The 22,979-nt window shown below is 51.4% G+C and carries 23 protein-coding genes; 7 read left to right on the forward strand and 16 right to left on the reverse strand.

Annotated features, from left to right (window positions below; translation table 11 throughout):
• Positions 1 to 8: 8 nt before the first annotated feature.
• The 12 genes from OXH16_08395 to OXH16_08450 all read right to left on the reverse strand — a co-directional run bounded on the left by OXH16_08395 (position 9) and on the right by OXH16_08450 (position 9,608).
• Positions 9 to 1,577, reverse strand: a complete 1,569-nt coding sequence (locus OXH16_08395; protein MCY3681404.1) for a PP2C family protein-serine/threonine phosphatase — start codon at positions 1,575 to 1,577, stop codon at positions 9 to 11.
• Between the two features lie 5 nt (positions 1,578 to 1,582).
• Entirely contained in the window at positions 1,583 to 2,992 is a 1,410-nt protein-coding gene (locus tag OXH16_08400) for a sigma-54 dependent transcriptional regulator (GenBank protein ID MCY3681405.1), read from the reverse strand.
• Between the two features lie 12 nt (positions 2,993 to 3,004).
• The gene (locus OXH16_08405) at positions 3,005 to 4,258 is read right to left on the reverse strand and encodes an ATP-binding protein (protein MCY3681406.1); all 1,254 of its coding nucleotides are present in this window, start codon (positions 4,256 to 4,258) and stop codon (positions 3,005 to 3,007) included.
• Between the two features lie 4 nt (positions 4,259 to 4,262).
• Positions 4,263 to 5,837, reverse strand: a complete 1,575-nt coding sequence (locus tag OXH16_08410; GenBank protein ID MCY3681407.1) for an SPFH domain-containing protein — start codon at positions 5,835 to 5,837, stop codon at positions 4,263 to 4,265.
• Between the two features lie 22 nt (positions 5,838 to 5,859).
• Entirely contained in the window at positions 5,860 to 6,462 is a 603-nt protein-coding gene (locus OXH16_08415) for a hypothetical protein (GenBank protein ID MCY3681408.1), read from the reverse strand.
• Positions 6,463 to 6,572: 110 nt separating this feature from the next.
• Entirely contained in the window at positions 6,573 to 7,151 is a 579-nt protein-coding gene (locus OXH16_08420; protein MCY3681409.1) for an RNA polymerase sigma factor, read from the reverse strand.
• Positions 7,152 to 7,221: 70 nt separating this feature from the next.
• The gene (locus tag OXH16_08425; GenBank protein MCY3681410.1) at positions 7,222 to 7,392 is read right to left on the reverse strand and encodes a hypothetical protein; all 171 of its coding nucleotides are present in this window, start codon (positions 7,390 to 7,392) and stop codon (positions 7,222 to 7,224) included.
• 36 nt (positions 7,393 to 7,428) lie between these two features.
• Positions 7,429 to 7,791 (reverse strand): hypothetical protein, encoded by a 363-nt coding sequence (locus tag OXH16_08430; GenBank protein MCY3681411.1) that lies wholly within the window; start codon positions 7,789 to 7,791, stop codon positions 7,429 to 7,431.
• 23 nt (positions 7,792 to 7,814) lie between these two features.
• The gene (locus OXH16_08435) at positions 7,815 to 8,036 is read right to left on the reverse strand and encodes a hypothetical protein (GenBank protein MCY3681412.1); all 222 of its coding nucleotides are present in this window, start codon (positions 8,034 to 8,036) and stop codon (positions 7,815 to 7,817) included.
• 11 nt (positions 8,037 to 8,047) lie between these two features.
• A complete protein-coding gene (locus OXH16_08440; protein MCY3681413.1) occupies positions 8,048 to 8,245 on the reverse strand; it encodes a hypothetical protein in 198 nt (65 codons plus the stop codon).
• Positions 8,246 to 8,266: 21 nt separating this feature from the next.
• On the reverse strand, positions 8,267 to 8,938 hold the full coding sequence (locus OXH16_08445; GenBank protein MCY3681414.1) for a hypothetical protein: 672 nt from the start codon (positions 8,936 to 8,938) through the stop codon (positions 8,267 to 8,269).
• Entirely contained in the window at positions 8,931 to 9,608 is a 678-nt protein-coding gene (locus OXH16_08450; protein ID MCY3681415.1) for a PspA/IM30 family protein, read from the reverse strand. Before OXH16_08450 ends, OXH16_08445 begins: the two co-directional genes overlap by 8 nt.
• Before the next feature lie 317 nt (positions 9,609 to 9,925).
• On the opposite strand from OXH16_08450, the gene OXH16_08455 reads away from it, so the two are divergent.
• A complete protein-coding gene (locus OXH16_08455) occupies positions 9,926 to 11,404 on the forward strand; it encodes a LysM peptidoglycan-binding domain-containing protein (GenBank protein MCY3681416.1) in 1,479 nt (492 codons plus the stop codon).
• Positions 11,405 to 11,408: 4 nt separating this feature from the next.
• On the opposite strand, the gene OXH16_08460 is transcribed toward OXH16_08455, so the two are convergent.
• Positions 11,409 to 13,595 carry a heavy metal translocating P-type ATPase gene (locus tag OXH16_08460; GenBank protein ID MCY3681417.1) on the reverse strand — a complete coding sequence of 729 codons (2,187 nt, stop codon included), beginning with the start codon at positions 13,593 to 13,595 and terminating at the stop codon, positions 11,409 to 11,411.
• A gap of 20 nt (positions 13,596 to 13,615) precedes the next feature.
• On the reverse strand, positions 13,616 to 14,734 hold the full coding sequence (locus OXH16_08465; GenBank protein MCY3681418.1) for an aminopeptidase: 1,119 nt from the start codon (positions 14,732 to 14,734) through the stop codon (positions 13,616 to 13,618).
• 100 nt (positions 14,735 to 14,834) lie between these two features.
• On the opposite strand from OXH16_08465, the gene hisA reads away from it, so the two are divergent.
• The gene (gene hisA, locus OXH16_08470) at positions 14,835 to 15,599 is read left to right on the forward strand and encodes a phosphoribosylformimino-5-aminoimidazole carboxamide ribotide isomerase (GenBank protein ID MCY3681419.1); all 765 of its coding nucleotides are present in this window, start codon (positions 14,835 to 14,837) and stop codon (positions 15,597 to 15,599) included.
• Position 15,600: 1 nt separating this feature from the next.
• Positions 15,601 to 16,596, forward strand: coding sequence for a thiamine-phosphate kinase (gene thiL, locus OXH16_08475; GenBank protein ID MCY3681420.1), 996 nt, complete (start codon positions 15,601 to 15,603; stop codon positions 16,594 to 16,596).
• Here the strand turns inward: thiL and OXH16_08480 are convergent.
• Entirely contained in the window at positions 16,593 to 16,934 is a 342-nt protein-coding gene (locus OXH16_08480) for a peptide chain release factor-like protein (protein MCY3681421.1), read from the reverse strand. The two genes, thiL and OXH16_08480, sit on opposite strands and share 4 nt — an antisense overlap.
• A gap of 85 nt (positions 16,935 to 17,019) precedes the next feature.
• Positions 17,020 to 18,297, reverse strand: coding sequence for a 30S ribosomal protein S1 (gene rpsA, locus OXH16_08485; protein MCY3681422.1), 1,278 nt, complete (start codon positions 18,295 to 18,297; stop codon positions 17,020 to 17,022).
• A gap of 192 nt (positions 18,298 to 18,489) precedes the next feature.
• Between rpsA and OXH16_08490 the strand changes: the two genes are divergently transcribed.
• From OXH16_08490 to OXH16_08505, 4 genes are read left to right on the forward strand one after another with little or no spacing between them, the layout of a single operon-like run.
• Entirely contained in the window at positions 18,490 to 18,963 is a 474-nt protein-coding gene (locus OXH16_08490; GenBank protein MCY3681423.1) for a sigma-70 family RNA polymerase sigma factor, read from the forward strand.
• Entirely contained in the window at positions 18,960 to 19,718 is a 759-nt protein-coding gene (locus tag OXH16_08495) for an ActD-like protein (GenBank protein ID MCY3681424.1), read from the forward strand. Before OXH16_08490 ends, OXH16_08495 begins: the two co-directional genes overlap by 4 nt.
• Positions 19,718 to 21,277, forward strand: coding sequence for a caspase family protein (locus OXH16_08500; GenBank protein MCY3681425.1), 1,560 nt, complete (start codon positions 19,718 to 19,720; stop codon positions 21,275 to 21,277). The genes OXH16_08495 and OXH16_08500 overlap by 1 nt, the downstream gene beginning before the upstream one ends.
• Before the next feature lie 12 nt (positions 21,278 to 21,289).
• Positions 21,290 to 22,969 carry a BamA/TamA family outer membrane protein gene (locus OXH16_08505; protein ID MCY3681426.1) on the forward strand — a complete coding sequence of 560 codons (1,680 nt, stop codon included), beginning with the start codon at positions 21,290 to 21,292 and terminating at the stop codon, positions 22,967 to 22,969.
• Positions 22,970 to 22,979: the final 10 nt, after the last annotated feature.

Below are 22,979 nucleotides of genomic sequence, written 5' to 3' on the forward strand. Positions count from 1 at the left end.
GAGATGGGTCAGGAGTTAAGGGATAAATCGCGCTGGAGAATAACGAGGGTTATATCGTCGGTGCGCCGCGCTTTGCCAATAAAGGATTTGATATTGGCGACGAGGTCGGCAATCAGGTCTGTGGGCGTCCGATCTATGGATGCGCGTTCGAGGCAACGGACAAATCGGTCGTCGTCAAAGAAGTTGCGTTTGGCATTTTGGGCTTCGACAACACCGTCGGAGTAGAGCACGAGGCGATCACCGGGCGCGAGTGTTAAATGCTCAACGCGATAAGGCGTTTGGGGCCGCACGAGTGCCGGGATTCCAAGAGGATAGCCCGTGATGTCGATAAATTGAGATCGATTGGATAGGTGGATCGGAGGACAGTGTCCTGCACTTGCAAGGGTGACTTCGCCTGTGGGTACGTCGAGCACAGCGATGCAGCATGTGATAAATGTCGTGTGGTCAATTTGACCTTCCAGTGAGTCATTAAGACCGTCGAGAATATCGGCTGGCGCAACGCGATTCTGGCATTCATAGCGGAGCATTTCATTGAAACGCACGGCGGTCACAGCTGCTTCCATGGCTTTGCCAGAGACATCGGCAACGACGATGCCGAGTTTTGTTTTTTCTTTATCCAACCAGCGGTACGTATAGTAATCCCCGCCGACGCTGTTGGCGGGAATACAGGTTCCGTCGAGTGCAAAACCAAGCAGGTTGGGACTGGATTGCGGCAATAGACCCATTTGCATGTCGTGCGCTGTTTGCAATTCATCGCGCATTTCGGAAAATTGTTGTTTGTAGCTCTCCCACTGTCGCGCTTCTTCACAGAGGGTCTGGTTGTAGGCCGATGCAAAAATTCCGAGGGCGAGGGGTTGAAAGAGGGCGAAGACACAGAGTTGGGCGAAGGCATTGTCGATGACCTCCCGGGTGAGTGCGACTGAGCCTGCGAGAATTCCGAGCGCGGTGAGTATAAGCGCGCAGTGGCGAAAAAAACCATAGCGTTCAACGGCTTTGCGACTTTCGACATAGGCTTCATCGATGTGTACACCCCGGTCTGCTGCCAAAAGATAGATATAGAAGCATTTGACAACAAAAATGAGGCCGGGTAAAAATAAGAGGCAAGCTGCCGGAATGACGGCATAATAAATAATATTTTTATCTTCTAAAAATCTTCCAATGTTTTCTGGTGCAGCGGGGATATCCCAGGTCGTTTCCCGGGCGACGACCTGTTTGAATGCATTGAGCAGGAATGCAAAGAAATCACTGTTCACAAAAACCAGCACTAAAATGAGGGCGAAGCCGAGAATAAAAAACAAAAAAATAAAAATATTCATCGAAAAAAAACGGACGAAACGAATGATCTGCCCAAATAGATCTCGCATATGGGGTTTTGCTCCTTGCTGCGCGCGCAAGATCATGATGGCAAAGCCAGCATATAAGCTGCCCAGGAGCAAAGTGCCCGATATCGCACTCAGGAGTATTGCCAAGAATGAAGCGAGGAACAAAAGGGGCAGGTGGCTCGCCCAGGTGGATATGCTGTCGTTGAGACAGCGAAAGAATTGGAGATTTGCCCGAACGGGGATGTCGAGAGCCATAGCAATCAGGGTTTTTCTTTGTTGAGTTTATATTTGCGGTACAGGTGGCGAAATTGGTCGTAGCTGAGTTTGAGTTGTTTGGCGGCTTCACGCTGGTTCCAGGAGACTTTATCGAGAATGCGCCGCAATAGACTCAGTTCATAGGATTGCACTTGTGATTCAAAACCGTCGTTCAATTCGGGTGATTGGGGCGCTTGTTGAGAAACTTCGGGGGGCAGATCGTCGGGTTCAATCTCAGTTCCGCGGACGACACAGGCCGCGCGTTCGGCCGCAAATTTGAGTTCGCGCACATTGCCCGGCCAGCTATATGTCATCAGGCGTTCTGTTGCCGCATCGGAAAAATCGCGTTTTTGCAGGCCCGGTACTTCTTCGACGATTTGTGCGACAAAATAATCGGCTAATGCGGGAATGTCTTCTCGGCGTTCGCGCAACGGGGGCATGTGCAAGACTTCAAAGCGCAATCTGTCGTAGAGGTCCTGGCGGAATCGGCCTTCGGCAATTTCCGTTTCGAGGTCGGTATTCGTGGCGGCAATAACGCGAACATCGACAAAGATGGGTGTCGCGCTGCCCACGCGCTGGATTTCGCTATATTCTATGGCGCGCAATACGTTTTGCTGAAATTCGGGGGTGGTGTTGCCGATTTCATCGAGGAATAGGGTGCCGCCACTGGCGGCTTCAAATTTGCCCGGGCGGGCTTCTGTCGCGCCAGTATAAGCCCCTTTTTCGTGTCCAAAGAGTTCGCTTTCGAGCAACTGGTCGGCAATGGCGGCGCAGTTGACTTTGACAAAGGGGCGGTCTTTGCGGTCACTGCTATAGTGTATGGCAGCGGCGACGAGTTCTTTGCCCGTTCCGGGTTCGCCTGTGATGAGTGCGGGGCGGGGGATGGGGGCTACGGTTTGCGCTCGCTGGAGGATTTGCTGGAGTTTGGGGCTGGAGCCGATGATTTGATAGCGCTTGCCAAATTCGTCCCGGTAGAATTGGTTTTCGCGCCCCAGGTCCTGAACTTCTGCCCGCAGTTGGGCATTTTCCCTGAGTGCTTGATACACGCGGTCGAGTTTTTCAAGGCTGAGTTCGATTTTGTCTTCGATATAAAAGTCTTTTTCAATAAAGTCTGTTGCGCCCAATCGCAATGCAGCTACGGCAGTATCTATTGTGCCCTGTCCGGTGAGCATGATGATGGGCAGGTCGGGAACGGATTCGAGCATTTGTGGTAAAATTTCGAGGCCATTGGGTTCATCGGGTCCGTAATCGAGGTCGAGAATGGCCAGGCCAATCTGATTGGGATGCTGTTGGAGATATGTTAGCGCTTCGCGCCCGGTGGAGAAGGCGTGGATCTTGCGCGTGTCGTCTCGCAGGCTTCGAATCAGCATGTCGAGGACTTCTATCTGGTCGTCAGCAACGATAATTTCAGTCATGGGATAAGGGTCTTATTGAATAAATTCTTCAGCTATTGGATCGCGCGAGGTATCGGGTACGCTGTGTTGCAGGCCAATGCTATCTTGTTGTGTTGAGACTTCAAAATCGACGGGCAGGTCAATGCGAAAAACCGCGCCTGCACCGGGGCGGCTGATCACGCGCAACGTGCCTCGGTGTGCCGCTGCAATGCGAGAGCATATACTCAGCCCATAGCCATTGCCCCGTTCTCGCGTTGAAAATCCGGGATCAAATATGCGGGTTTGCAAATTTTCCGGAATGCCGGGGCCATTGTCTTCCACTTCAATATATACCGAACTGCGTTCTGTATCGGCGCCGACCTGTACTCTCACCACGCCATTATCTTCAACGGCTTCGATGGCGTTGAGGGTCAGGTTTGTCACGGCTTCAGATAACATGCCAGCGTCCGCTTTTACCTGAGGCACATGAGGTTCTGCAGCAAAGATGAGTTCTTTGTCCCCTGCTCGTGCAGAGAGTCTGTGGGTCATTTTTTCAATGAGTTGAGGCACATCGACCAGCGCGGGGTTCATCGTGTCTTGTTTCATAGACCGCAAGTAGGCAACCCATTGGTTGTAGATGTGTTCTTGTTCGTGTGCGATGTCTTTCAGGTCATCCAGGCCATCGGAATTTGGCGGTAAATTGCGTATGGCGCGGCGCATTCGGCTGCCGGAGAGACCCATCAAATTTTTGATGCGATGGCCGTGCGTGTAGAGGCTTTCATAGACTTGTGCGCGTCCAAGGTCTATGAGTTCGAGAGATAGGCGGGCGAGAATGCTCGATGCCCTGACGCCAAATTCTTCGGTGATGCTTGCGTATTCTCGTTCCATTTGTGCCGGGCTCATGTGTTGAAAGAGCAAGCGGGCGAGGTTGCGATAGGGTAGCATGTAATCGGGTTCGAGGTGTACGGCGATTTTAAATTCGCCAAGGGCCGATAGGATTTGCCCATTTTGCATGAGCAAAACGCCCAGATTATTATGCCCGGGCGCAAAGAGGGGATCGGCTTCCAAACCCCGGCGGTAAACGGCAATGGCTCGCGATGCGTTTTCAGGAAAGTCATCGAGCAGGCTGCCCAACAAAAAACAGACGCGGTCCATTTCTTCGCCCTGGGCATCGACAGACAAAATGTATTCGAGGTGTTCAACCGCTTTTTTGTAGTCGCCCGAGCCTGGCGCTGCCCCGCGTGCGTGTTGCAGGGCCGTTTGGAAATGGGCTTCCAGATTGAGGTGTGTGTTCAGGGTGTTGGACATGCCATTACTCTGATGTATCGGATTTGCCGTTTTCTCCGGGTGTTTGCTCGCCGTTCATTTTGCCCAAAAATTCGGGCAATTCAAGCCCTGCCAGACGCGCCAGATCGTGCATGGGAGGTAGCGCACCCATGAGGCGTTGTCCCAGGTTGGACATGCCACTCTCGCCATTGCCGCTGTCCCAGACCATTACTTTGTCGATGGGTAAGTTGCTAATGGCTTCTGCCTGAATATTGGCGACTTCGGTGAGGCGTTCGATGATCAGGAAGGCCGCTGCTGCTTGGTCGTTGCTGCCACAGGCTTCGACGAGTTGTCTGTATCCTTCGGCTTTGGCATTGAGAATGGCCTGAGTCCCTTCGGCTTCAGCCTGTTTTTGCGCGAGAATGGCAGCGGCTTCACCTTCGGCAATAAGCCGTCGCTGTTCTTTTTCGGCTTCTGCCTGAACGACCTGGCGTTGTTTTTCGGCTTCTGCCTGAACGACGATTTCTGCACGCAGGCGCGCTTCTTCGCGCAGTGCTCGGGCTTCTTCGGCTGCTTTTTCAGCGGTTTCCTGCGCGACGCGAATGGCGCCGTCAGTGGCTTTGGTCGCTTCTTCTGATTTTCTACGCGCTTCTTCTTCTGCAACGCGTTGTCCCGCGCGATAGCCCGCTGTTTTTGCTTCTGCTTCTGTTTCTGATTGTACGGCTTCTGCTTCGAGAGCCGCGACATTCTGACGTTTGTCCCGCCCGGCCTGTGCTTCGCCAATTTCTGCTTCTGATTCGAGTGCTGCGACCTGTCGTCGTCTGTCTCTCGCGGCTTCTGATTCACCGATTTCTGCTTCTGATTCGAGTGCTGCGACCTGTCGTCGTCTGTTTCGCGCAGCTTCGGCTTCGCCAACTTCGGCCTCTGAATCAGCTGCGGCGACATCCCGACGCCGATCGCGTGCGCGTTCGGCCACGCCGACCTGTCCGTGTCGTTCTTGTTCGGCCACGTCGATAGATGCCTGATTCACGGCTTCAGCGGCTGCTTTTTGGCCGATGGCTTTGATGTAGCCGCTTTCGTCGTCGAGGTCTTTGATGTTGACGTTGATAACTGCCAGACCAATTTTTTCCATTTCAGTGGAGACGGCGTCATTTACTTTGGTCATGAATGCCTGTCGGTCCTGATTGATTTCTTCGATTTGCATGGTTGCAATGACCGCGCGCATCTGGCCGAGGATGATGTCCTGTGCCTGGCTCTGAATTTGATCGCGGGACAGGCCCAGGAGGCGGATGGCCGCGTTTTGCATAACGCCGGGCTGATTGGAGATAGCTGCTGTGACTGTGGTGGGCACAGATACGCGGATGTTTTCTTGTGATAGCGCGTTGTCCAGGTCGATGGGGACGACAAAGGGTTCGAGGTCGAGGTACTCGTAGTCCTGCAATAGGGGCAGGACAAAAGCTGCACCACCGTGTACACATTTTGCAGCTGTGCCACCCCCTGTTTTGCCGTAGATGACGAGAATTTTGTTGGATGGACAGCGTTTGTAACGCGAGATGAATGTGAGGAACAGCAATAATACAACGGCTGATAGGAGTACGGTGAGAATGAATTCGGTGGGCATGGAGTCTCCTTTAAGTTCGGGATTAAATGGGTTCGACTTCAACGGTGGTTATGTCGAGTGTTCGCAGTACGCGGACCGGCGTTTTGTTCTGGATGGGTTGCCCGTCTTTGCTGCGCGCAGAGATGTAGTTGACAGCCCCGCTTTCCATCACGCGGATTTGACCCGCTCCATTTTCGGGGATGTCGATATAGACTTCGCCTTCATTGCCGATGCAGGACGATAGGTTTCGGTTATGCGATTCGGAGAGTTGTTGCACTTTGTAAAAGAAATACGCAACCAGGACCATCCCTGCGCCGCCCCATATGAGGCCGCGAAGAACCGACTCTTCGACTGAGAGGCCCAGGTCGAGGTAGAGTGCACCAGCCCAGCCAAAGAGCATGCCAAAGGCAATCACGGAACGCAGCGAGAGCAGTTGAAAGGTGGCGGTACCGTGATCATAAGGACTATTATCGACATCTGGCCCCGCATCGTTGGCATTGAAGCTGTCATGGTCCATGACGTCTGCGGAATCGCCCAGGCCCATGAGTGTTGTGATAAATTGCCAGAGAAACAATAGGGTGAAGAAGACGGCACAGCCATAGAATGCCTGAGTGAGAGGCGCGAGTTCTGACCACCATGCCTGCATATTAACCTCCAGAAATCTTGCGCGTTCTATAACTACTTTGGGTGTAGGAACCTGTTATTCCTAAATTTGTCTATGCAAAGGGCGAAAAGCAAGGGTTATTTCGCATCCGGTCATCCGGGCTGTAAACCGAGTTTGCGAAATTCGCTTTTGAGCTGGCGACGAGCGCGGCACAGCCAGGTTTTTACGGTTCCGAGTGGAACGCGAAGCGCCTGTGTGATTTCTTCGTAGGACCAGTCCATGACGTAGCGCAGCCACATGGCTTTGCGATAGCGTTCGGGCAAGTTTTGTATGCTTTTGTGGACCAATTGTATGCGTTCGCGTTTTTCGACTATTTGGTCTGGTAGCGCGCCGGGTATGAGGTCGCGGATGACGTTGTGTACGACTTCGGGGTCTTCGGTTTGATAGACCCAGTTTTGCCGGACTTGCTGCGAGCGCAGGTGCGAGCGATAGACGTTGAGGGCAATTTGCGTGAGCCAGGTCGAAAATGCTGCCTGGCCTTTGAATGTGTGGAGCGAGCGATAGGCGCGGAAAAATGTGTCTTGCATCAGGTCGTCAATGGTGTCGCGGTCCGAGATGCGCTGTGCGAGGGTGCCGTAGATCTGACTTTGATATTTGTGGTAGAGCGTTTCAAATGCCCGGCGGTCGCCCGAGAGGGATGCGCGAATCAGGTTTTGATCCTGTGTTTTCACTTTTTTCTCCATTCGTTAAGGTAATTCGTTTATTACTATTCTTTTGTTTGTGACAAGACGGATTTTTCCGTCAGTCTCTTTTGAGCAAGCGATAACCGATCCCAATACATATAGCGGCGATGAGAAGTCCGATCAGGTGCAAGATTGATTCCAGTAGAGAGCCGATGAGTGGGAAGAGAACTGTAAAGCCAATATAGCCGCCAATGACGATGAATACGATGCCGATAAGTTTTGCCAACATGAGATGTCCTTTTTTCAGGAGGTGTGAGGTTGTCCGTCATTCCGAGATGGTCTGCGGAGGTGGAGATGGTGTAGCGACCGATTTGTTTTCGAGACGCTCGAGTTTGTCGTCGTTGGTGATGACGATGTCTTGAAGGTCGATGAGGCGTTTTTCGAGTTCTTTCACGCGTTTTGTCAGCTTTTCAGACAGGTTGTTGTTTTTGGTCGATCTGTTTCTTTTTTGGTCTTCTCTGTCGAATGTGTCTGCGAGGATGAAAAAAGTAATGAAAGCTATAGCCCCCCAGGCTGCCAACAAGATGAGACCTCCTCCAAATGTTGGGTCATGGAGAATAAAGGCAACTGTACCGCCTGCAAGAATAATCAAGCTGATACCAACCGTGAGTGTAAGAAAGATACGCATGGTGCCCTCCCTGTTCGTTTAAGTTAGCGAGAAATGGGCGATCGGTCGAATTTTTCGTCAATGGTGATGAGGATGTCCTGAATGTCCGTAAGCCTGCGTTCGAGTTCGTTCATTCGCTCATTCAAGCGTTTTTCCGCCTCGCTGGGGATGGAGCTTTTTGTGCGGCGGTCGATGAATTTGTGTGTCGCTGATACAATGGCTCCTACAATGATGATCATTGATATGCCAACAAAGAAATCAATCATGGTGCCCTCCCTTATTTTCTGCTGAGTTTTTCGTCGATGGTGATCATGACGTCCTGAATGTCTGTGAGCCTGCGGTCGAGTTCGTCCATTCTTGCGTTTATGCGTTCTTCTGCATCGCTGGGGATGGATCCTCTGGTGCGGTGCTCGATGGATTTGTATGCCGCTGATGCGAGAATGATTATCGCTACCATGATTCCAATTTCAAACATTATTTTTCCCTCCCACATTCATTAGAGTTCATCTACGGGTCTCGCGCGGTATTTTTCATCCCAGCGTTCGATTTCCGGAAAATGGTAAACGACCAGTCCCGAATCTGAGATTCGCATTTCCGCATGACCACTTATGGTTAATTCTCGCAGGATTTCTTCGGTTTTTTCAACTGTTATTCTGGTGTCCATGGCGGCTTCTGTCACGGTGAGGTTGCCCCCTTTTTCCCGGGCGAGACGGAGTATGCGATGCTGATTTTTGGCATGTGCTTTTTCGTCTCCCGATCTTTTGACTCTGCGACCTGCCCACCATATGAGTTGAGAGAATACGATTAAGGCGAGGCCACTACTGAGTTTTTCGTGCATGAATGAGGTTGTGCTATTGGTCCAGAGGAGATGTTCTATCAATGTAATGAGTACGAGCAGGAGGCCGCAAAATCCCATAAGTGCAGCCATTCCTATTAAGCCATAAGCGAAGAGGTAACGCATGGCACAACTCCCATCGGTGGCGAGGTCAGAGAGGCGGTCGGGCACGCGCTTGAATGAATGGGTTGCGGTTTGGAAATCACTGCCCGCGCTGTGAACGCGCGCCTCCCAGTTTCCCTTCCATTTCTTTTTTATTTTTCGCTCCGCATCGTTGACCGCGCGGTCAATTTTGCTGGCGATTTCATCGGCGAGTTTTTCCAGGTCACGCATCTTTTTGTCCCATTTTCTTTTTCAGTGCACTGAGTTCGTCTTCTACTGTGCTTTTGCGCTCGAGTTTGGAAAATTCTTCTTCCAGAGAGGGATCGGCACTCGCCATTTCTTGATGGGCTTCTGCTTCTGCTTCTTCGGACTCAATGCGCTGGCGGAATCGTTCAAAGCTCGAAAAAGCGTCTTCACCCACTCCCGAGAGGCCTCTGGCGATTTGCCTGCGGGCTTCGGCCGCACGACGTCGGGCAATCAGGGTGCCCTGGCGGGTACGGGCTTCGTCGAGTTTGGCTTTGAGTTGGGTGAGTTGCTGTTTGAGTTGGGACGAGGTTTTACGGCTTTCTTCGAGGGCTACTTCGAGGTCGTGCGTGGCTTCCTGATTTGCAGCTTTGCGCTCGAGGGCGCGGCGGGCAAGGTCGTCTTCGCCGGCTTCAACGGCCATTTCAGCTTTTTTTTGCCATGCTTCGATTTGATCTTGTTTTTCGAGATATTGTCTTTCCAGACGTTTTTCATTGGCGACAGCCGTGCCGACCGAGGCTGTGGCTTTGTTGACGGCTTCTTCCATTTCCAGAATCATCTGGCGGATCATTTTTTCCGGGTCTTCTGCGCGGGTAATCAGGTCGTTGACGTTGGCTTTGACGATGTCGGCCATTCTGTAAAAAATTCCGCGTGCCATGATCTTCTCCTTTCACAAGGTGCTGCATTTATGAGATTATGATGTTTTTTGTCGTCGCACTCTTTTTATGCAAAATCCATGCCAGGAGTGCGATGTGATATTAAATGTTGTTTTTTATATACATAGATATTTTTGAAAAATGGGATAGGTCGATAGAGTTGGTGAAAATTGCCATGTGTGCTGGCGAAAGAGACCAAATTTACCATTTTTAGAGAGTCATATCTTGTCTTTTTTTTCTAAAAGGTCTATTATCTATCGGTTTTTCGCAAGTCGGTTTCAAATGTCATCACTTTTTCACTCTATATACTGAGTTTTTTATGCTTCGATATATCCGAGTGTCTTTATTGGCCTGCTTCCTTTTGTCGTGTGCGGCACATGCGCCTGCTTTAACAGAGACTTATGTGGTGCAAAGAGGGGATTCTCTGTGGGAAATTGCCGATCAGTTTTCCATGAGTGTGACCGAACTCAAGCGGAGCAATGGGTTAAAGTCGCATCACATTTACCCGGGACAAAGACTGTTCATTCGCTCACAAAGGCTTCCCACGCGCTCCACCAGTAGGGTAGAATACGTGGTGAGAAGGGGAGATTCGCTTTCTAAAATCGCCGCGCGGTTTTCTATGAGTGTGACGGAATTGAAGCGTATCAATGGTTTGAGGTCGAATAATATTTATCCCGGACAAAGGCTTCGCACACGCGTTTCTGCAGTGCTACCGTCTCGCACAGTGCAACCGTCTCGCTTCCGTCCATCTCCCGACTATGTGGAAATGGACTATGTGGTGAGAAGGGGAGATTCGCTTTCTAAAATCGCCGCGCAATATTCTATGAGCCTGACCGAACTGAAGCGGAGCAATGGCATCCGGTCGGATCGCATTTATGTGGGGCAGAGGTTAAAGATACGGACCCGGTTAAAGAAGATCACTGTGGATAATGGTCCGTATTATTTTTATCGTCCCAAAGCCGCTGTGCAACGCAGCCGGGGATATCGGGAAGTGCCCCCCAGAAAGCCGATTGAAGATTACAGGAGTGCCCGAAATTTGATGGGTGTGTTCAATGCAAGTATTAGTTCTGATATGCGTCGAGATAGCAGGTCACAGCCTTTAAAAGGCTGGCGCATTGTGCTCGATCCGGGGCACGGTGGACGCGATCCGGGTGCTATTGTTTCCAATTTAGATGGCAATAATCGTTCGGTTTATGTGGTTGAAGACGAATTTGTCTATGATATTGCGTTGCGTTTGTACCAAAAACTGAGGCTTGCAGGTGCCGAGGTGGAGATGACGGTGATTAGTCCAAATCATCTCATTCGGGAAAATAATCCGCCTGCGAGGACGTTTGTACACGAGCAAAACGAAGTCTATAACGACGCAAGTGCCAATAGAAGAAATAGTTTTTCAGTGCGTCCGGGGCTTGACAATATTGTGCAAAGAGTAAAAATAGCCAACCGTTTCTTTGCAAGGCGGGGGAAGACTCTGTTTATATCGTTGCATGCAGATAACACGCCCAATCGTCCAAAGGGTCCGCTGGTGATTTATTGGAGCAGGCGCGGGAAGATCGATTCTCGGTCCCGGTCATTTGCGCGGATTATGGAAAGGGCACTCGATCTGCCAGATGTGCCCGCACAAATTGGTGGGCGCAATCTGGCGGTGTTGCGGGGCAATCTGGCGCAGGCAGAAATTCTGGTGGAGATACGCAATGTACACGATAAGGGCGAAGCCTGGGCGTTGCGGTCTCACAAGATGCGAGACTTCGATGCGGGTCGCATTTTTCGCGGTATATTAAATTACGCGAAGGGGTATTAGGATATTACGGGCAAAATCGCTTTAAGCGCAGGGCATTGGTGACAACGGAGACAGAAGAGAGGGCCATAGCAGCTGCGGCGAGCATGGGACCGCCCAGAGGATTGAGCAAGCCCAGCGCCGCAACGGGAATGAGCAGGGTGTTGTAGGCAAATGCCCAGAAGAGATTTTGGCGAATGACGCGCATGGTCTGCCGCGATAGCCGAATAGATGTGGCTATGGCCGACAGGTTGCCCGACATGAGGATCATGCCCGCACTTTCTATGGCAATGTCCGTGCCCGAACTCAGGGCGATGCCGACGTTGGCTTGGGCGAGTGCGGGTGCGTCGTTTATGCCGTCGCCAACCATGCCCACGTTTATATCTTTTTTCTGGAGTTGCGCGATTTTGTGAGCTTTGTCCTGGGGCAGAACTTCGGCAAAGACCTGATCGATGCTGAGCTGTTGCCCAATGGCTTTGGCCGTGCGCGCATTGTCGCCTGTCACGAGGGAGACTTCAAGGCTCAGATGCTGGAGGTCACGAACTGCTTGCGCGGCGTCGGCTTTCAAATTGTCTGAAATGGCGATGAGACCCGCGGGTTGGTCATTAATGGTGACGAATACGGCGGTTTTGCCCTCGGCTTCGAGTTTTTCAACTGGATATTTTGCGCGGTCAGATATGGCGCGTGGGGTGCCGATTGCGACGCGTTGTCCGTCAATTGTAGCGGCAATGCCAACGCCGGGTATGGCTTCAAAATCTGTGGTTGAATGCAGGGAGAGGTTGGCTTCTTGTGCGGCGCGAACAATGGCTTCGCCGAGGGGGTGTTCCGATCCTTTTTCTGCAGAGGCTGCGAGTTTGAGTATGTGATCGCGGTGATAATTTTCTGCGGGGATAATATCGGTGACAGTGGGTTTGCCCTCTGTTAGCGTGCCTGTTTTGTCCAGGACAATGGCATTGAGGCGGTGTGCATTTTCGAGCACATCGCCTCCTTTTATGAGGATGCCGAGTTGCGCTCCCCGGCCTGTGCCGACCGCGATGGCAGTGGGGGTAGCCAATCCCATCGCACAGGGGCAGGCGATGATGAGGACGACCACGGCGTTGATGAGGGCGGTTTCGATCCCAGATCCCAAAATCCACCACAGGGCACAGGTCAGCAGGGCGATGGCGAAGATTATTGGGACAAAGATGCGAGCGACGCGGTCGGCGAGGTTTTGTATGGGTGCTCTGGATCCCTGTGCCTGGCGCACGAGGTCAATGATTTGAGACAAGACTGTATCGGCGCCGATCTGTGTTGCCTGGAAGATAAAACTGCCGGTTGTGTTGCGCGTGCCGCCTGTGACTTTGTCGCCTTGTTGTTTGTCAACGGGTAGGGATTCGCCCGTGAGCATGGATTCGTCAATTGTGGATTGCCCGTTTTGTATGAGGCCATCAACCGGGATGTTTTCACCGGGCCGAACGCGAATGCAATCGCCGACCTGGATGTGTTCAATGGGTGTTTCAACATCCCCACCGTTGCGAACGACATGGGCGGTTTTGGGGCGCAGGTCGAGGAGTTTTCGGATGGCGGAGGATGTTTGGCCCCTGGCGCGCGTTTCGAGCAGACGACCGAGCAGGACGAGTGTAATGATCATGGCAGAGGTGTCGAAGTAGGTCTGGATGTTCTGCGTGCCGAGTGGGGCAAAGGTTACCGCGGTGCTGTAAAAGTAAGCAGCGAGGGTTCCCGCAGCTATCAGGCTGTTCATGTCGGCTGTGCGATGGCGCAGTGCAGCCCATGCCCCTTTGAGAAAGCGCCAACCACAGAAGAATTGTACCGGTGTGGCCAATGCAAAGAGCAATATGTGAATGTGATGGGAGGGGATGTTTGCGCCCCACAGAGTGCGGGTCATGCCAGTTGTCATGATGAGTGCGGAGAGGATCGCGGCGACTGTGAATAGGTAACGCAATTTGCGATATTCGATTGTGCGTTCGATTTGTTCGGCGTCTTCGGAAATGTGAGGGGAGGCTTCGTAACCGGCATTGGAGACGGTATTCACGAGTGTGTCTATAAGGACGGCTTTGTGGTGGACCGTGGCCTGATGGGTGGCAAAGTTGACCTGGGCATCTGCGACGCCGGAAATGGTTTTGAGGGCATCTTCAACCCGTGCCACACATGCAGCGCAACTCATGCCTTTGATGGAGAGGGTCAGGGTTTGCATGGGGTGTTCGATTTTTGTCATGGGTAGTGGTGAACGCTATTTTATTTGAGGTTTTCGGGGTTTAGCCCTTTGAGGTCCTCTACGACAAAACGCCCGTCTTTGCGTATGCATTCGTCGTCGAAGTAGATCTCTCCACCGCCGTATTCGGGGGTTTGGATAAAGACCATGTCCCAGTGTACGGCAGAGCGGTTGCCGTTGTCGGCGTCATCGGGATAGGCGTTTCCGGGTGTAAAGTGGAATGATCCCGATATTTTTTCGTCGAAGAGAATATCGAGCATAGGCGATGTGATGTAGGGGTTGAATGCGATGGCAAATTCACCGATATAACGCGCGCCTTTATCGGTGTTGAGAATATCGTTGAGTTTGGCAGTATTATTCGAGGTCGCGTCGATGATTTTGCCCGCTTGAAAGGTCAGTTTGATATCTGAAAATGTCGTACCGCGATAGATGGTGGGGACGTTGAAATGGATGTGACCGTTTACGGAGTATTTAACCGGTGCGGTGAAACACTCGCCATCGGGGATGTTGCGAAGTCCCGTACAGGGTCTGACCGGTATGTTTTTGATGCTAAAGGATAGATCGGTATCGACTCCTGTGATGCGCACGCGGTCAGTTTGTTCCATGCGTTTTTTAAGGGGTGTAACCGCTTCGGCCATTTTGCCATAGTCGAGCGTGCAGACGTCGAAATAAAAATCTTCAAAAGCTTCAGTACTTTGTTGCGCCTGTTGCGCCATAGAAGGCGTGGGCCATCGCAAGACCACCCATTTGGTGTGCGGTACGCGGATGGCAAAATGCACGGGTTTGAGCCAGTGTTTTTCGTATATATCCATCGCAGTGCTGGATACGTCTGATAATTCTGAGATGTTGCGGCTGCCGCGCAGACCGATATAGGCCTGTACGCGCTTCATTCGGAAGGCTTCATAATCGCCTGCTTGTTGCATGGTGGCGATATCGCCTGCATGGATGAGTTCGCGTTGGATGCGGTTATTTTTTATGGATATTAGGGGAATACCGCCAACTTCGCGCACTTTGCGAATGAGTGCAATGATCATGTCTTCGGGCATGTCGTAGCCCTGGATGAGGACGGTTTCGCCCGCTTGTAATTTTGTGGAATGGCGAATTAAGACATCGGCGAGTTTTTCAAGTCGGGGATCTTGCATGGATTCTCCTGGGATGATTGAGGTTGCTGTTGATACAAAAATAAAATAATATATGCTATGTTAGCAACCCCATTATTAAAATAAACAGGTGGTAGATCACATGAAATTCAGACCGTGTATTGATTTGAAAGATGGTCGGGTTGTACAAATCGTGGGGGGCACGTTGCGCGATGGGGATGCCCAGCACACGGTGACGAATTTTGAGACCGAACGCTCTCCTGCGGATTATGCACGGCTGTATCGCGAGGACGGATTTTGGGGCGGCCATGTAATTGCACTTGGGCCGGGCAATGAAGCGGCGGCGTTGGAGGCTCTGGAGGCATTTCCCGGAGGGTTGCACATGGGCGGGGGTATCACGCCGCACAATGCGGAAAATTTTTTGCACGCAGGTGCAAGCCATGTGATTGTGACGTCTTATGTTTTTCGCGATGGGCAAATTGATATGAGGCGATTGGATGAGATGATACAGGCTGTGGGTAGAGAGCGTCTGGTTCTGGATTTGAGTTGTCGAAAGCGCGGTGATGATTATGTGGTTGTAACGGATCGCTGGCAAAGATTTACGGATGTGACAGTGGGCGAGGAGACTTTGAGTGCGTTGGCCGATTATTGTGCTGAGTTTTTGGTACACGGGGTTGATGTAGAGGGCAAACGCGCAGGTGTAGAAGAACCTCTGGTGGAAATATTGGGCAAGTGGTCACCCGTGCCGGTAACTTATGCAGGTGGGGTGCGAGGGCTATCGGATTTGCACCGCGTCAATGCGCTGGGCCAGGGGCGGGTAGATCTGACTATTGGCAGTGCACTGGATATTTTTGGAGGCGATGTGGCGTATCGCGATGTTGTGGCATGGGCGAGAAGGAAGGCGTGAGATGGATCGGTTTAAGGATATAGGGGAGTTCGGTTTTATTGATCGCATTGCCGCGCACGCACAGCGCAGTCGGGTTCTGTGTGGGATTGGAGATGATTGCGCTGTTATGGCTACCGGGCAGGAGCGCGTGCGATTGGTGACGGTTGATGCGATGGTTGAGGGCATACACTTTGTGCCGCAGGCACCGCCAGAAGGTGTGGGGTACAAATTACTGGCTGCGAGTTTGTCCGATGTGGCTGCTATGGGTGGAATACCGATGGATGCGGTTGTGGCGGTTAGTGCGTCGGGTGATTGTGATGTGGGTTATGTGGAGCGAATTTACAACGGGCTTTTTGCCTGTGCAGATCGGTTTGATGTGGCTGTTGTAGGGGGTGATACAACGCGCACGTCTGGTGCGCTGGTTCTGAGTTTGACGCTTACGGGTGAGATGGCGCGAGATCAGGTGTGTTATCGGTCTGGCGCACAGGTGGGTGATGCGGTCTATGTATCGGGGACGTTGGGCGATGCTGCGGGTGGCCTGGAGGTGGTATTGGGCGATGTCGATCTGCCGGGCAAGGTGCGAACCGCGTTGTTACAAAGGCATTATAGACCCGAGCCGCGGTTGGATTTGGGGCAGGCATTGGCGGAGACAGGTGCGGTGACAGCGATGATTGATGTGTCGGATGGATTGGCTTCGGATTTGAGCCATGTTTGCCGGCAAAGTGGTGTGGCGGCTGTGATTCGGGCAGCGACGATTCCCATGTCGCGGGCGTTTATAAAATTTTGTGAAGTACGCGGTAAAGAAAAATTGGATCTTGCTCTCACTGGAGGAGAAGATTTCGAGTTGCTATTTTCCGTGTCTCACACACAGGTCCATAAGGTCGAAGCACTGGCAAAACAGTATCCGATTTGTCGCATTGGCGAGATTGTGGCTGGCGATGGTGGTGTGATGATAGAAGATGAGGATGGAAAGCGCGTGCTATTGGAGCCGTTGGGGTATGATCACTTTGGGGGCTAACTGTTGACCACGCGTTGTCGCTGGCGTTTTTGTTCTGCACGCTGGCGTTTTTGTTCGAGGCGTTTCTCGATCGAAGATCGGTTGGGGCGGGTTTTTATGCGCGGTTTGCGCTTTTTGTTGCGTTCGTTCAGGCGGTTTTGCAAACGCTCGAGGGCGAGTTGTTTGTTGCGGTGTTGTGAGCGGTGTTCTGTGGCGATGACTGTTATACCCGTGGGTATGTGGGTCGCGCGTACGGCGGTTTCAACTTTGTTGCGATGTTGTCCGCCGGGGCCAGACCCGCGCAGGGTTTGAAATTGGACATCCTTCAGGAGCGCGTTGTTGTCGGTGTTTTTAGACATTTTAACAGAAAAAATAAACGGTCAGTTTTTGATCACCTAACGAGACGTGATGGTACAAAACTGACCGCTGAATTTTAACAGCCTCTCAGGCGAGTCCCGCACGGCGAAGGGCGTCGGCCATGGCATTATCGCTTTGAGACTCTTGCGTTTGTTTGGACTTAAATGCGGCCATGTCCTCAATTTCGGCCGTTTGCCTATCTTGTTCTTCAACGGCGCGCATCGAGAGTGAAATGCGTTTTTTGTTCAAATCGATTTCGCGGATCAAGGTTTTGACTTCCTGACCGACCGAAACGACTTCGCTGGGGTTTGAGATGCGTTTTCCCGAAACGAACTGCGAGATGTGGATCAGTCCCTCAATACCGGGTTCAACTTCGACAAAGGCACCGAAATTTTGGATTGAAACGACTTTGCCGGTGATGATGCTGCCCGATTGATAGCGCTCTGCTACCGCGTCCCAGGGATCTTTTTCCAGTGCTTTGATGGAGAGCGAGATGCGCTCATTTTTTTTGCCCAGATTTTTGAGGCCGATTATTTTGACGCGCACTTCTTCGCCTTTTTTCAGGACACTGCGCGGGTTATCTACGCGGGTGTGGCTGATTTCCGAGACGTGTACCAGGCCCTCAACACCCCCTAAGTCAACAAAAGAGCCGAAGCGTTCTATGCGTGTAATGGTTCCCGTTCTTTCCTCACCTTCTGAGAGTTTTTGGCGCATCTCGTCGGCTTTTTTGCGGTTTTCTTCTTCCAGATAAGCGCGGCGTGAAACAACCACATTGTTGCGTCCCCGCAGTTCAACAATTTTGAAGTTGTGGGTTTGGCCCGCATACGAAGCCGGGTCGTCGCAATATCCCATGTCGATTTGCGACATGGGGCAAAATGCGCGAAGGCCACCGATATTCACCACGAGGCCTCCGGTATTGAAGCCGGTGACTTTACCAGCGATGGGCATGTCGTTTTGATGTGCTTGACGCAGGAGTTGACGGCTGGAAACGCGCAGCGAAAATGCCAGGCGTATTTCGCCATCGGTGCTGGCGACAAAGGTTTCGATGGTATCGCCAGTCTTGTATTTCAATTCGCCCGATTCGTCGCGCAGTTCTTGAATGTCTATTGATCCTTCACTGCGTCCGCCAAAGTCGATAAATGCTGTGGCGTCGCCGATTTCGCGGATGGTTCCGGTGACTTTATCGCCAGTAGAGACCTCGCGATAACTCTGCTTGTCGCTTTCTTCGAGCAGTGCGGCAAATTCGGTATCAGGTGTGTCTTCAGCGTATTTTTTGTCGAGTTCTTCAACAGTGGGCGCGTCATCTGAAGGGGCTTGAGATGGTGCATCGCCAGTGGTTTCGCGTGTTGTTTCGGGGGTGCTCATAGTTTGTAACCTGTGGAATTGTTTTTGAGGGACGGGGGTTGTTAGACAGAACAGATAATCTATAAAGGATAGAGAAAATAAGCAACCAAATTTTCCTTTTCAGGCAGGCGTTTAAATTTATCCCGATCTTGTGTCTGCTCAAAAAAAGTAACATTTTGGCCTGTGTGATGTGTTAAAAGATAAAGCGATGGGTTGTTTATGAATGTCGAATTGTTATATCAAAGATACGGTCCTATGGTGTTGCGTCGCTGTCGGCGGTTGTTGCGGGATGAAGATCGCGCCATGGATGCCATGCAAGATGTTTTTGTGCGGGTATTGCAACGCCGGGATCGTCTGAAGGCGACCTATCCGTCGAGTTTGCTGTATCGCATTGCGACCAATGTGTGTTTAAATCGCATTCGCGATCAGCGGCTCGATCTGCCGGGCGATGAAGTGTTGGTGCATATTGCGGGGATAGAAGATCTGGAAGCGCGGTTGGATGCTCGGGCGATGCTCGATAGGCTTTTTGCCCGGCACAGAGATTCGACGCGAACAATTGCGGTTTTGCATTTTGTGGATGGTTTCACATTGGCGGAAGTCGCTCGAGAGGTGGGGATGTCGGTGTCCGGGGTGCGAAAGCGGTTGCGGGGGTTGCGAGAATCGCTGGAGGAGTTGGAGGAGCTATGAGGAGACGACGCGGTGATTGGAAGCTGGAGCGTTTTCGGCTGAATGAACTGCCGGAAGAAGAAATGAGAGCTGTTCAACGGGCGCTGGACGAGGATCCGAATTTGAGCGCGCGCCTGGAGGCATTGGAGGAGTCAGATCGGGAAATTCACGCATCCTATCCGACTGATTGGATGGCGCGGCAGGTTGCGCGTCGGTCAGAGAGGCGAGGGCCGTCGAGTATATTGCGGTTCAATCCGCGTTTTGCATTGGCCGCAGTGGTGTTGCTCGCCGTTGTTTTTTCGATCTATTTGCCTGGGCCTGAAGCGCCGCCGACCTGGGATCGGAAAGGGATGGATGGCATTCGCCTAAAAGGCGTAAAGCCGGATTTGTTATTGTATCGAAAAAGGGCGTCTGAGGTTGAACAATTGGCGGATAGCAGTGTGGCTTATGCGGGTGATTTGATTCAGATTTTTTATCGCGCAGCAGGCAAGCCTTTCGGGGCGATTGTGTCTGTGGATGGGCGCAGTACTGTGACGCGACATTTGCCTGCATCGGGGACACGAGCCGTGCGTTTGATACAGGGCGATCCCGTGCCTCTGGATTATTCTTACGAACTGGATGATGCCCCAGAGTGGGAAAGGTTTTATTTTTTGACAGCAGATACGTCTTTTGACGTGCGCGATGTGACACAAGCGGCAAAGGGCGGTCCCGATTCATTGCAGGTGGGAAGAGAGTTTGAGCAATTTGCCATTACGCTTTACAAGGGAGTCGAGTGATGTTGCGTCAATGGATAATGTTGTTGGGGATTGGACTGCTATTATGTGCTCAGGGAATTGAGGCAACGCAAGTTGTGCGGCGTTTTGTGTTGGCGGCTGGCGCAAATTTTGGTGGGGCGAAACGCACGCCTTTGCGTTATGCCGTATCGGATGCAAAACATTTTGCTCGTGTTTTAGAGATGATGGGTGGGGTTAAATCTGAGGATCGATTTTTATTGGCCGAGCCGAGTTTGGAAAATTTTAAACGGGTTTTGATGGATTTGCAAACCCGCGTTATAAAAGCATCCCAATCGTCGAGCCGCATCGAAGTTGTCCTGTATTATTCGGGGCATGCAGATGAAAATGGGTTGCTGTTGGGAGAAGGTCGGTTGACTTATCGCGCTTTGCGCGATGCAATGAATAGCGTTCAGGCGGATGTGCATATTACTGTGCTCGATGCGTGTGCTTCGGGTGCTATTACGCGCCTGAAAGGCGGGCAAAGGCAAAAAGCTTTTATGGTCGATACGTCGTCGGATATGCGGGGGTATGCGTTTTTGACTTCGAGTTCAGAAGATGAGGCTGCACAAGAATCGGATCGCATTCGCGGATCGTTTTTCACGCATTATCTGGTGTCGGGCTTGCGGGGTGCAGCAGATGTGACTGGTGATGGCAAGGTGACACTCAGCGAAGCGTATGCGTTTGCATTTCGCAATACGCTGAAGCGAACGGAAAAAACGCAGGGAGGAGCACAGCATCCGGCTTATGATATTAAGATGACGGGTACGGGCGATGTGGTGATGACCGATGTGCGAGAGACATCGGCGAGTTTGATTCTGTCGGATGAGTTGAATGGTCGATTTTTTGTGCGCAATTCGCAGGAGCAACTGGTGGCAGAGTTGGACAAGTCCGCCGGGCAAACGCTCGAGTTGGGATTAGAACCCGAGGTTTATGACATCCATTTTGAACAGCGAACGCAATTGTTGCATTCAAAGGTCGCGTTAAAAAAGGGGGAGCGGTTTTTGCTTGAGGATCGGCATTTTCGATCTCAAGTACGCGAGAAAACCACGAGCCGGGGAGAAAAGCCTGAAACCGGAAGATCTGTCCGACATCGCTATCCACACAAGCTATCCGGCAGATGGCGTCTTGAACGCAGCAGGGGTGCCTGGCAACTGGGAGATGATAGCAGAGCCTGGATTTTTGGATTCTGGCCCACAGAACATGTTTCGATCAATTATTCTCGTTCGAGATTTTCGTTTGCTGATGATACAAAAACAGGCGTGTCATCGGAACTGGTCAGTCTGCGTATTTATATGCCTTTGAATATGTGGCGTTCACCTCTGCGCCCTTATGCCGAAGGAGGCGTTGGTCGGTACACGGGTAAAGTATTGGATGAGAATGTCGATGAAGTGAATGGATTGTATTGGGGTGGTGGACTGGATGTGCCGTTTATGAAGTTTTTTGTTTTGGGTGGACGCATAGGCTATAACCGGTTTGTCGAGCCTTTTGCTGTGCCTTTGGATGGGCAAACGGATTATAGTGGGATGGAGTACAACGTGGGGTTGGGTTTGTTGTTATTCTGATCGGAGGGGAACATGTGCCGAATGATTTTGTGCGCGATTGTCATTTGTTTTTTCATTTTTGGAATTGCGAATGCACAAGAAGATATCACCAGTCATTTGGGTTATGTGGAGGTTGAATCACTGGATGTGTTTGAGGCCCAGGATGTCACTGCGGATGTGTCTATTGGACAGTTGATGTTGAAGCAGGTCGCTGAAAAGGTCAGGAGTAAAAATGAAAAAGTTGGTGAGGCCTTATCAGATCTGAAGCTGGTGCGCGTGCATGTTCTGCCGGTTGATGAGATTGCAATGCGTGTGGATAAAATTGCGCGATATTTAGATGCGATGGGTTGGGAGATAACCGTTCAATCACGGAAGAAACGCGAGCGCGTGTCGGTATATTTACAGAAGGAAGCGGATGATATTATTGGTCTGTTTGCAATGGTCCATGATCGCAGGGCTGGCACTTTGATGCTGGTCAATGTGGTAGGTGTTGTTCAAATTGATAAAATGGGAGATGTTGGTCGGGAATTAGAGGTGGAGGCGTTTGGTCGCATTGCTCGTTTATTGCCTGGATATAAACCGCCTGTCTCCCTGATAGCACACCACCGCCTGAGGACATGGAAGGCGCGTATTGCTCCATTTTCGAATATTTGGCGCGTTGATCACGAAGATTTTTTGGTGCGTTACAATCGCGTGGATGGCGTTTTTATTGGCTGGCGCTTGCCATTGAAATATCGCACTTCGCGCGGGGTGGCGCACTATGGCGAAGTGGGTTATGGATTTGGGAGTAATCAATGGGATTATCAGGCTGGTGCAGAGTTTTTTACTTTTTCTGGTGCCTCAAAGGACAACATGGTTGCGCTGGGTTTTGAATTGCACGGGTTGACAAATACGCAAGATAATTGGCGTATTGATGAAATAGAAAATTCGATTTTTGCCTTTTTGTTGCGGCGCGATTTTAGAGACTATTATCGTCGGGAGGGGGCCAGTACTTATATTTTTCGGGATTTTGACCGCATGGTAGAGGTTCGAGGACAGGTGGGTGTAGATGTTTTTGAGTCGATGCCCAATAGCGTTTCATGGAATCTATTTGGCGATCGATGGGGCAGTCGAATGAATTTTCGACCCAATCCCGAGATTGAGGCCGGGCAAATGCGCAGTGTAATGGGTACACTACAGTTAGATAGTCGTGCGAGCCGACGGTCTCGACAGGGGTGGCGTTTAATGGCACAGGCAGAGAAAGCAGGTGGTATTTTGGGAGGCGATTTTGATTTTGAACGCTATATCCTGGATGTGCGCCGCTATCAGTATGCGGGGCGTGGGACCCAATTAAATTTGCGCGTTCGCGCAGGTACTGGACGGGGATATGTGCCCATCCAATTTCTCTATCGCCTCGGCGGTCCTTCTTCGCTTAGAGGTTATGGATTGAATGCTTATGAGGGAGATCGCATGGTGTTGTTTAATGCGATTTATTGGGTTGATGGCGAAGCTCATTTTAGGGATGACTGGCCTTTAGATGATGTTGGCATCGGTGTATTTTTTGATGCGGGTAAGGCGTGGTTTCCAGATGAGGAGCTTGTTGGAACACGGGTTGTAACGAGCGTGGGATTTGGATTAAAGACAGATAATTTGCGCGTATTTTTTGCCCGGCCACTGGACGCGAATGATCCGGTTGATTGGCGGGTTTGGGTAAGGTTTCGCCGGGCTTTTTAGATTATAGCAC

This window comes from Gemmatimonadota bacterium (assembly GCA_026705765.1).
Lineage (GTDB): Bacteria > Latescibacterota > UBA2968 > UBA2968 > UBA2968 > VXRD01.

Coding starts and splice junctions, on each gene's coding strand:
- rpsA (MCY3681422.1), bottom strand. CDS start 18,297: ATGAGCACCCCCGAAACAACACGCGAAACCACTGGCGATGCACCATCT.
- OXH16_08405 (MCY3681406.1), bottom strand. CDS start 4,258: ATGTCCAACACCCTGAACACACACCTCAATCTGGAAGCCCATTTCCAA.
- OXH16_08400 (MCY3681405.1), bottom strand. CDS start 2,992: ATGACTGAAATTATCGTTGCTGACGACCAGATAGAAGTCCTCGACATG.
- OXH16_08415 (MCY3681408.1), bottom strand. CDS start 6,462: ATGCAGGCATGGTGGTCAGAACTCGCGCCTCTCACTCAGGCATTCTAT.
- OXH16_08455 (MCY3681416.1), top strand. CDS start 9,926: ATGCTTCGATATATCCGAGTGTCTTTATTGGCCTGCTTCCTTTTGTCG.
- hisA (MCY3681419.1), top strand. CDS start 14,835: ATGAAATTCAGACCGTGTATTGATTTGAAAGATGGTCGGGTTGTACAA.
- OXH16_08505 (MCY3681426.1), top strand. CDS start 21,290: ATGTGCCGAATGATTTTGTGCGCGATTGTCATTTGTTTTTTCATTTTT.
- OXH16_08465 (MCY3681418.1), bottom strand. CDS start 14,734: ATGCAAGATCCCCGACTTGAAAAACTCGCCGATGTCTTAATTCGCCAT.
- OXH16_08430 (MCY3681411.1), bottom strand. CDS start 7,791: ATGCGTATCTTTCTTACACTCACGGTTGGTATCAGCTTGATTATTCTT.
- OXH16_08440 (MCY3681413.1), bottom strand. CDS start 8,245: ATGTTTGAAATTGGAATCATGGTAGCGATAATCATTCTCGCATCAGCG.
- OXH16_08480 (MCY3681421.1), bottom strand. CDS start 16,934: ATGTCTAAAAACACCGACAACAACGCGCTCCTGAAGGATGTCCAATTT.
- thiL (MCY3681420.1), top strand. CDS start 15,601: ATGGATCGGTTTAAGGATATAGGGGAGTTCGGTTTTATTGATCGCATT.
- OXH16_08495 (MCY3681424.1), top strand. CDS start 18,960: ATGAGGAGACGACGCGGTGATTGGAAGCTGGAGCGTTTTCGGCTGAAT.
- OXH16_08425 (MCY3681410.1), bottom strand. CDS start 7,392: ATGTTGGCAAAACTTATCGGCATCGTATTCATCGTCATTGGCGGCTAT.
- OXH16_08450 (MCY3681415.1), bottom strand. CDS start 9,608: ATGGCACGCGGAATTTTTTACAGAATGGCCGACATCGTCAAAGCCAAC.
- OXH16_08395 (MCY3681404.1), bottom strand. CDS start 1,577: ATGGCTCTCGACATCCCCGTTCGGGCAAATCTCCAATTCTTTCGCTGT.
- OXH16_08460 (MCY3681417.1), bottom strand. CDS start 13,595: ATGACAAAAATCGAACACCCCATGCAAACCCTGACCCTCTCCATCAAA.
- OXH16_08435 (MCY3681412.1), bottom strand. CDS start 8,036: ATGATTGATTTCTTTGTTGGCATATCAATGATCATCATTGTAGGAGCC.
- OXH16_08445 (MCY3681414.1), bottom strand. CDS start 8,938: ATGCGTGACCTGGAAAAACTCGCCGATGAAATCGCCAGCAAAATTGAC.
- OXH16_08500 (MCY3681425.1), top strand. CDS start 19,718: ATGTTGCGTCAATGGATAATGTTGTTGGGGATTGGACTGCTATTATGT.
- OXH16_08410 (MCY3681407.1), bottom strand. CDS start 5,837: ATGCCCACCGAATTCATTCTCACCGTACTCCTATCAGCCGTTGTATTA.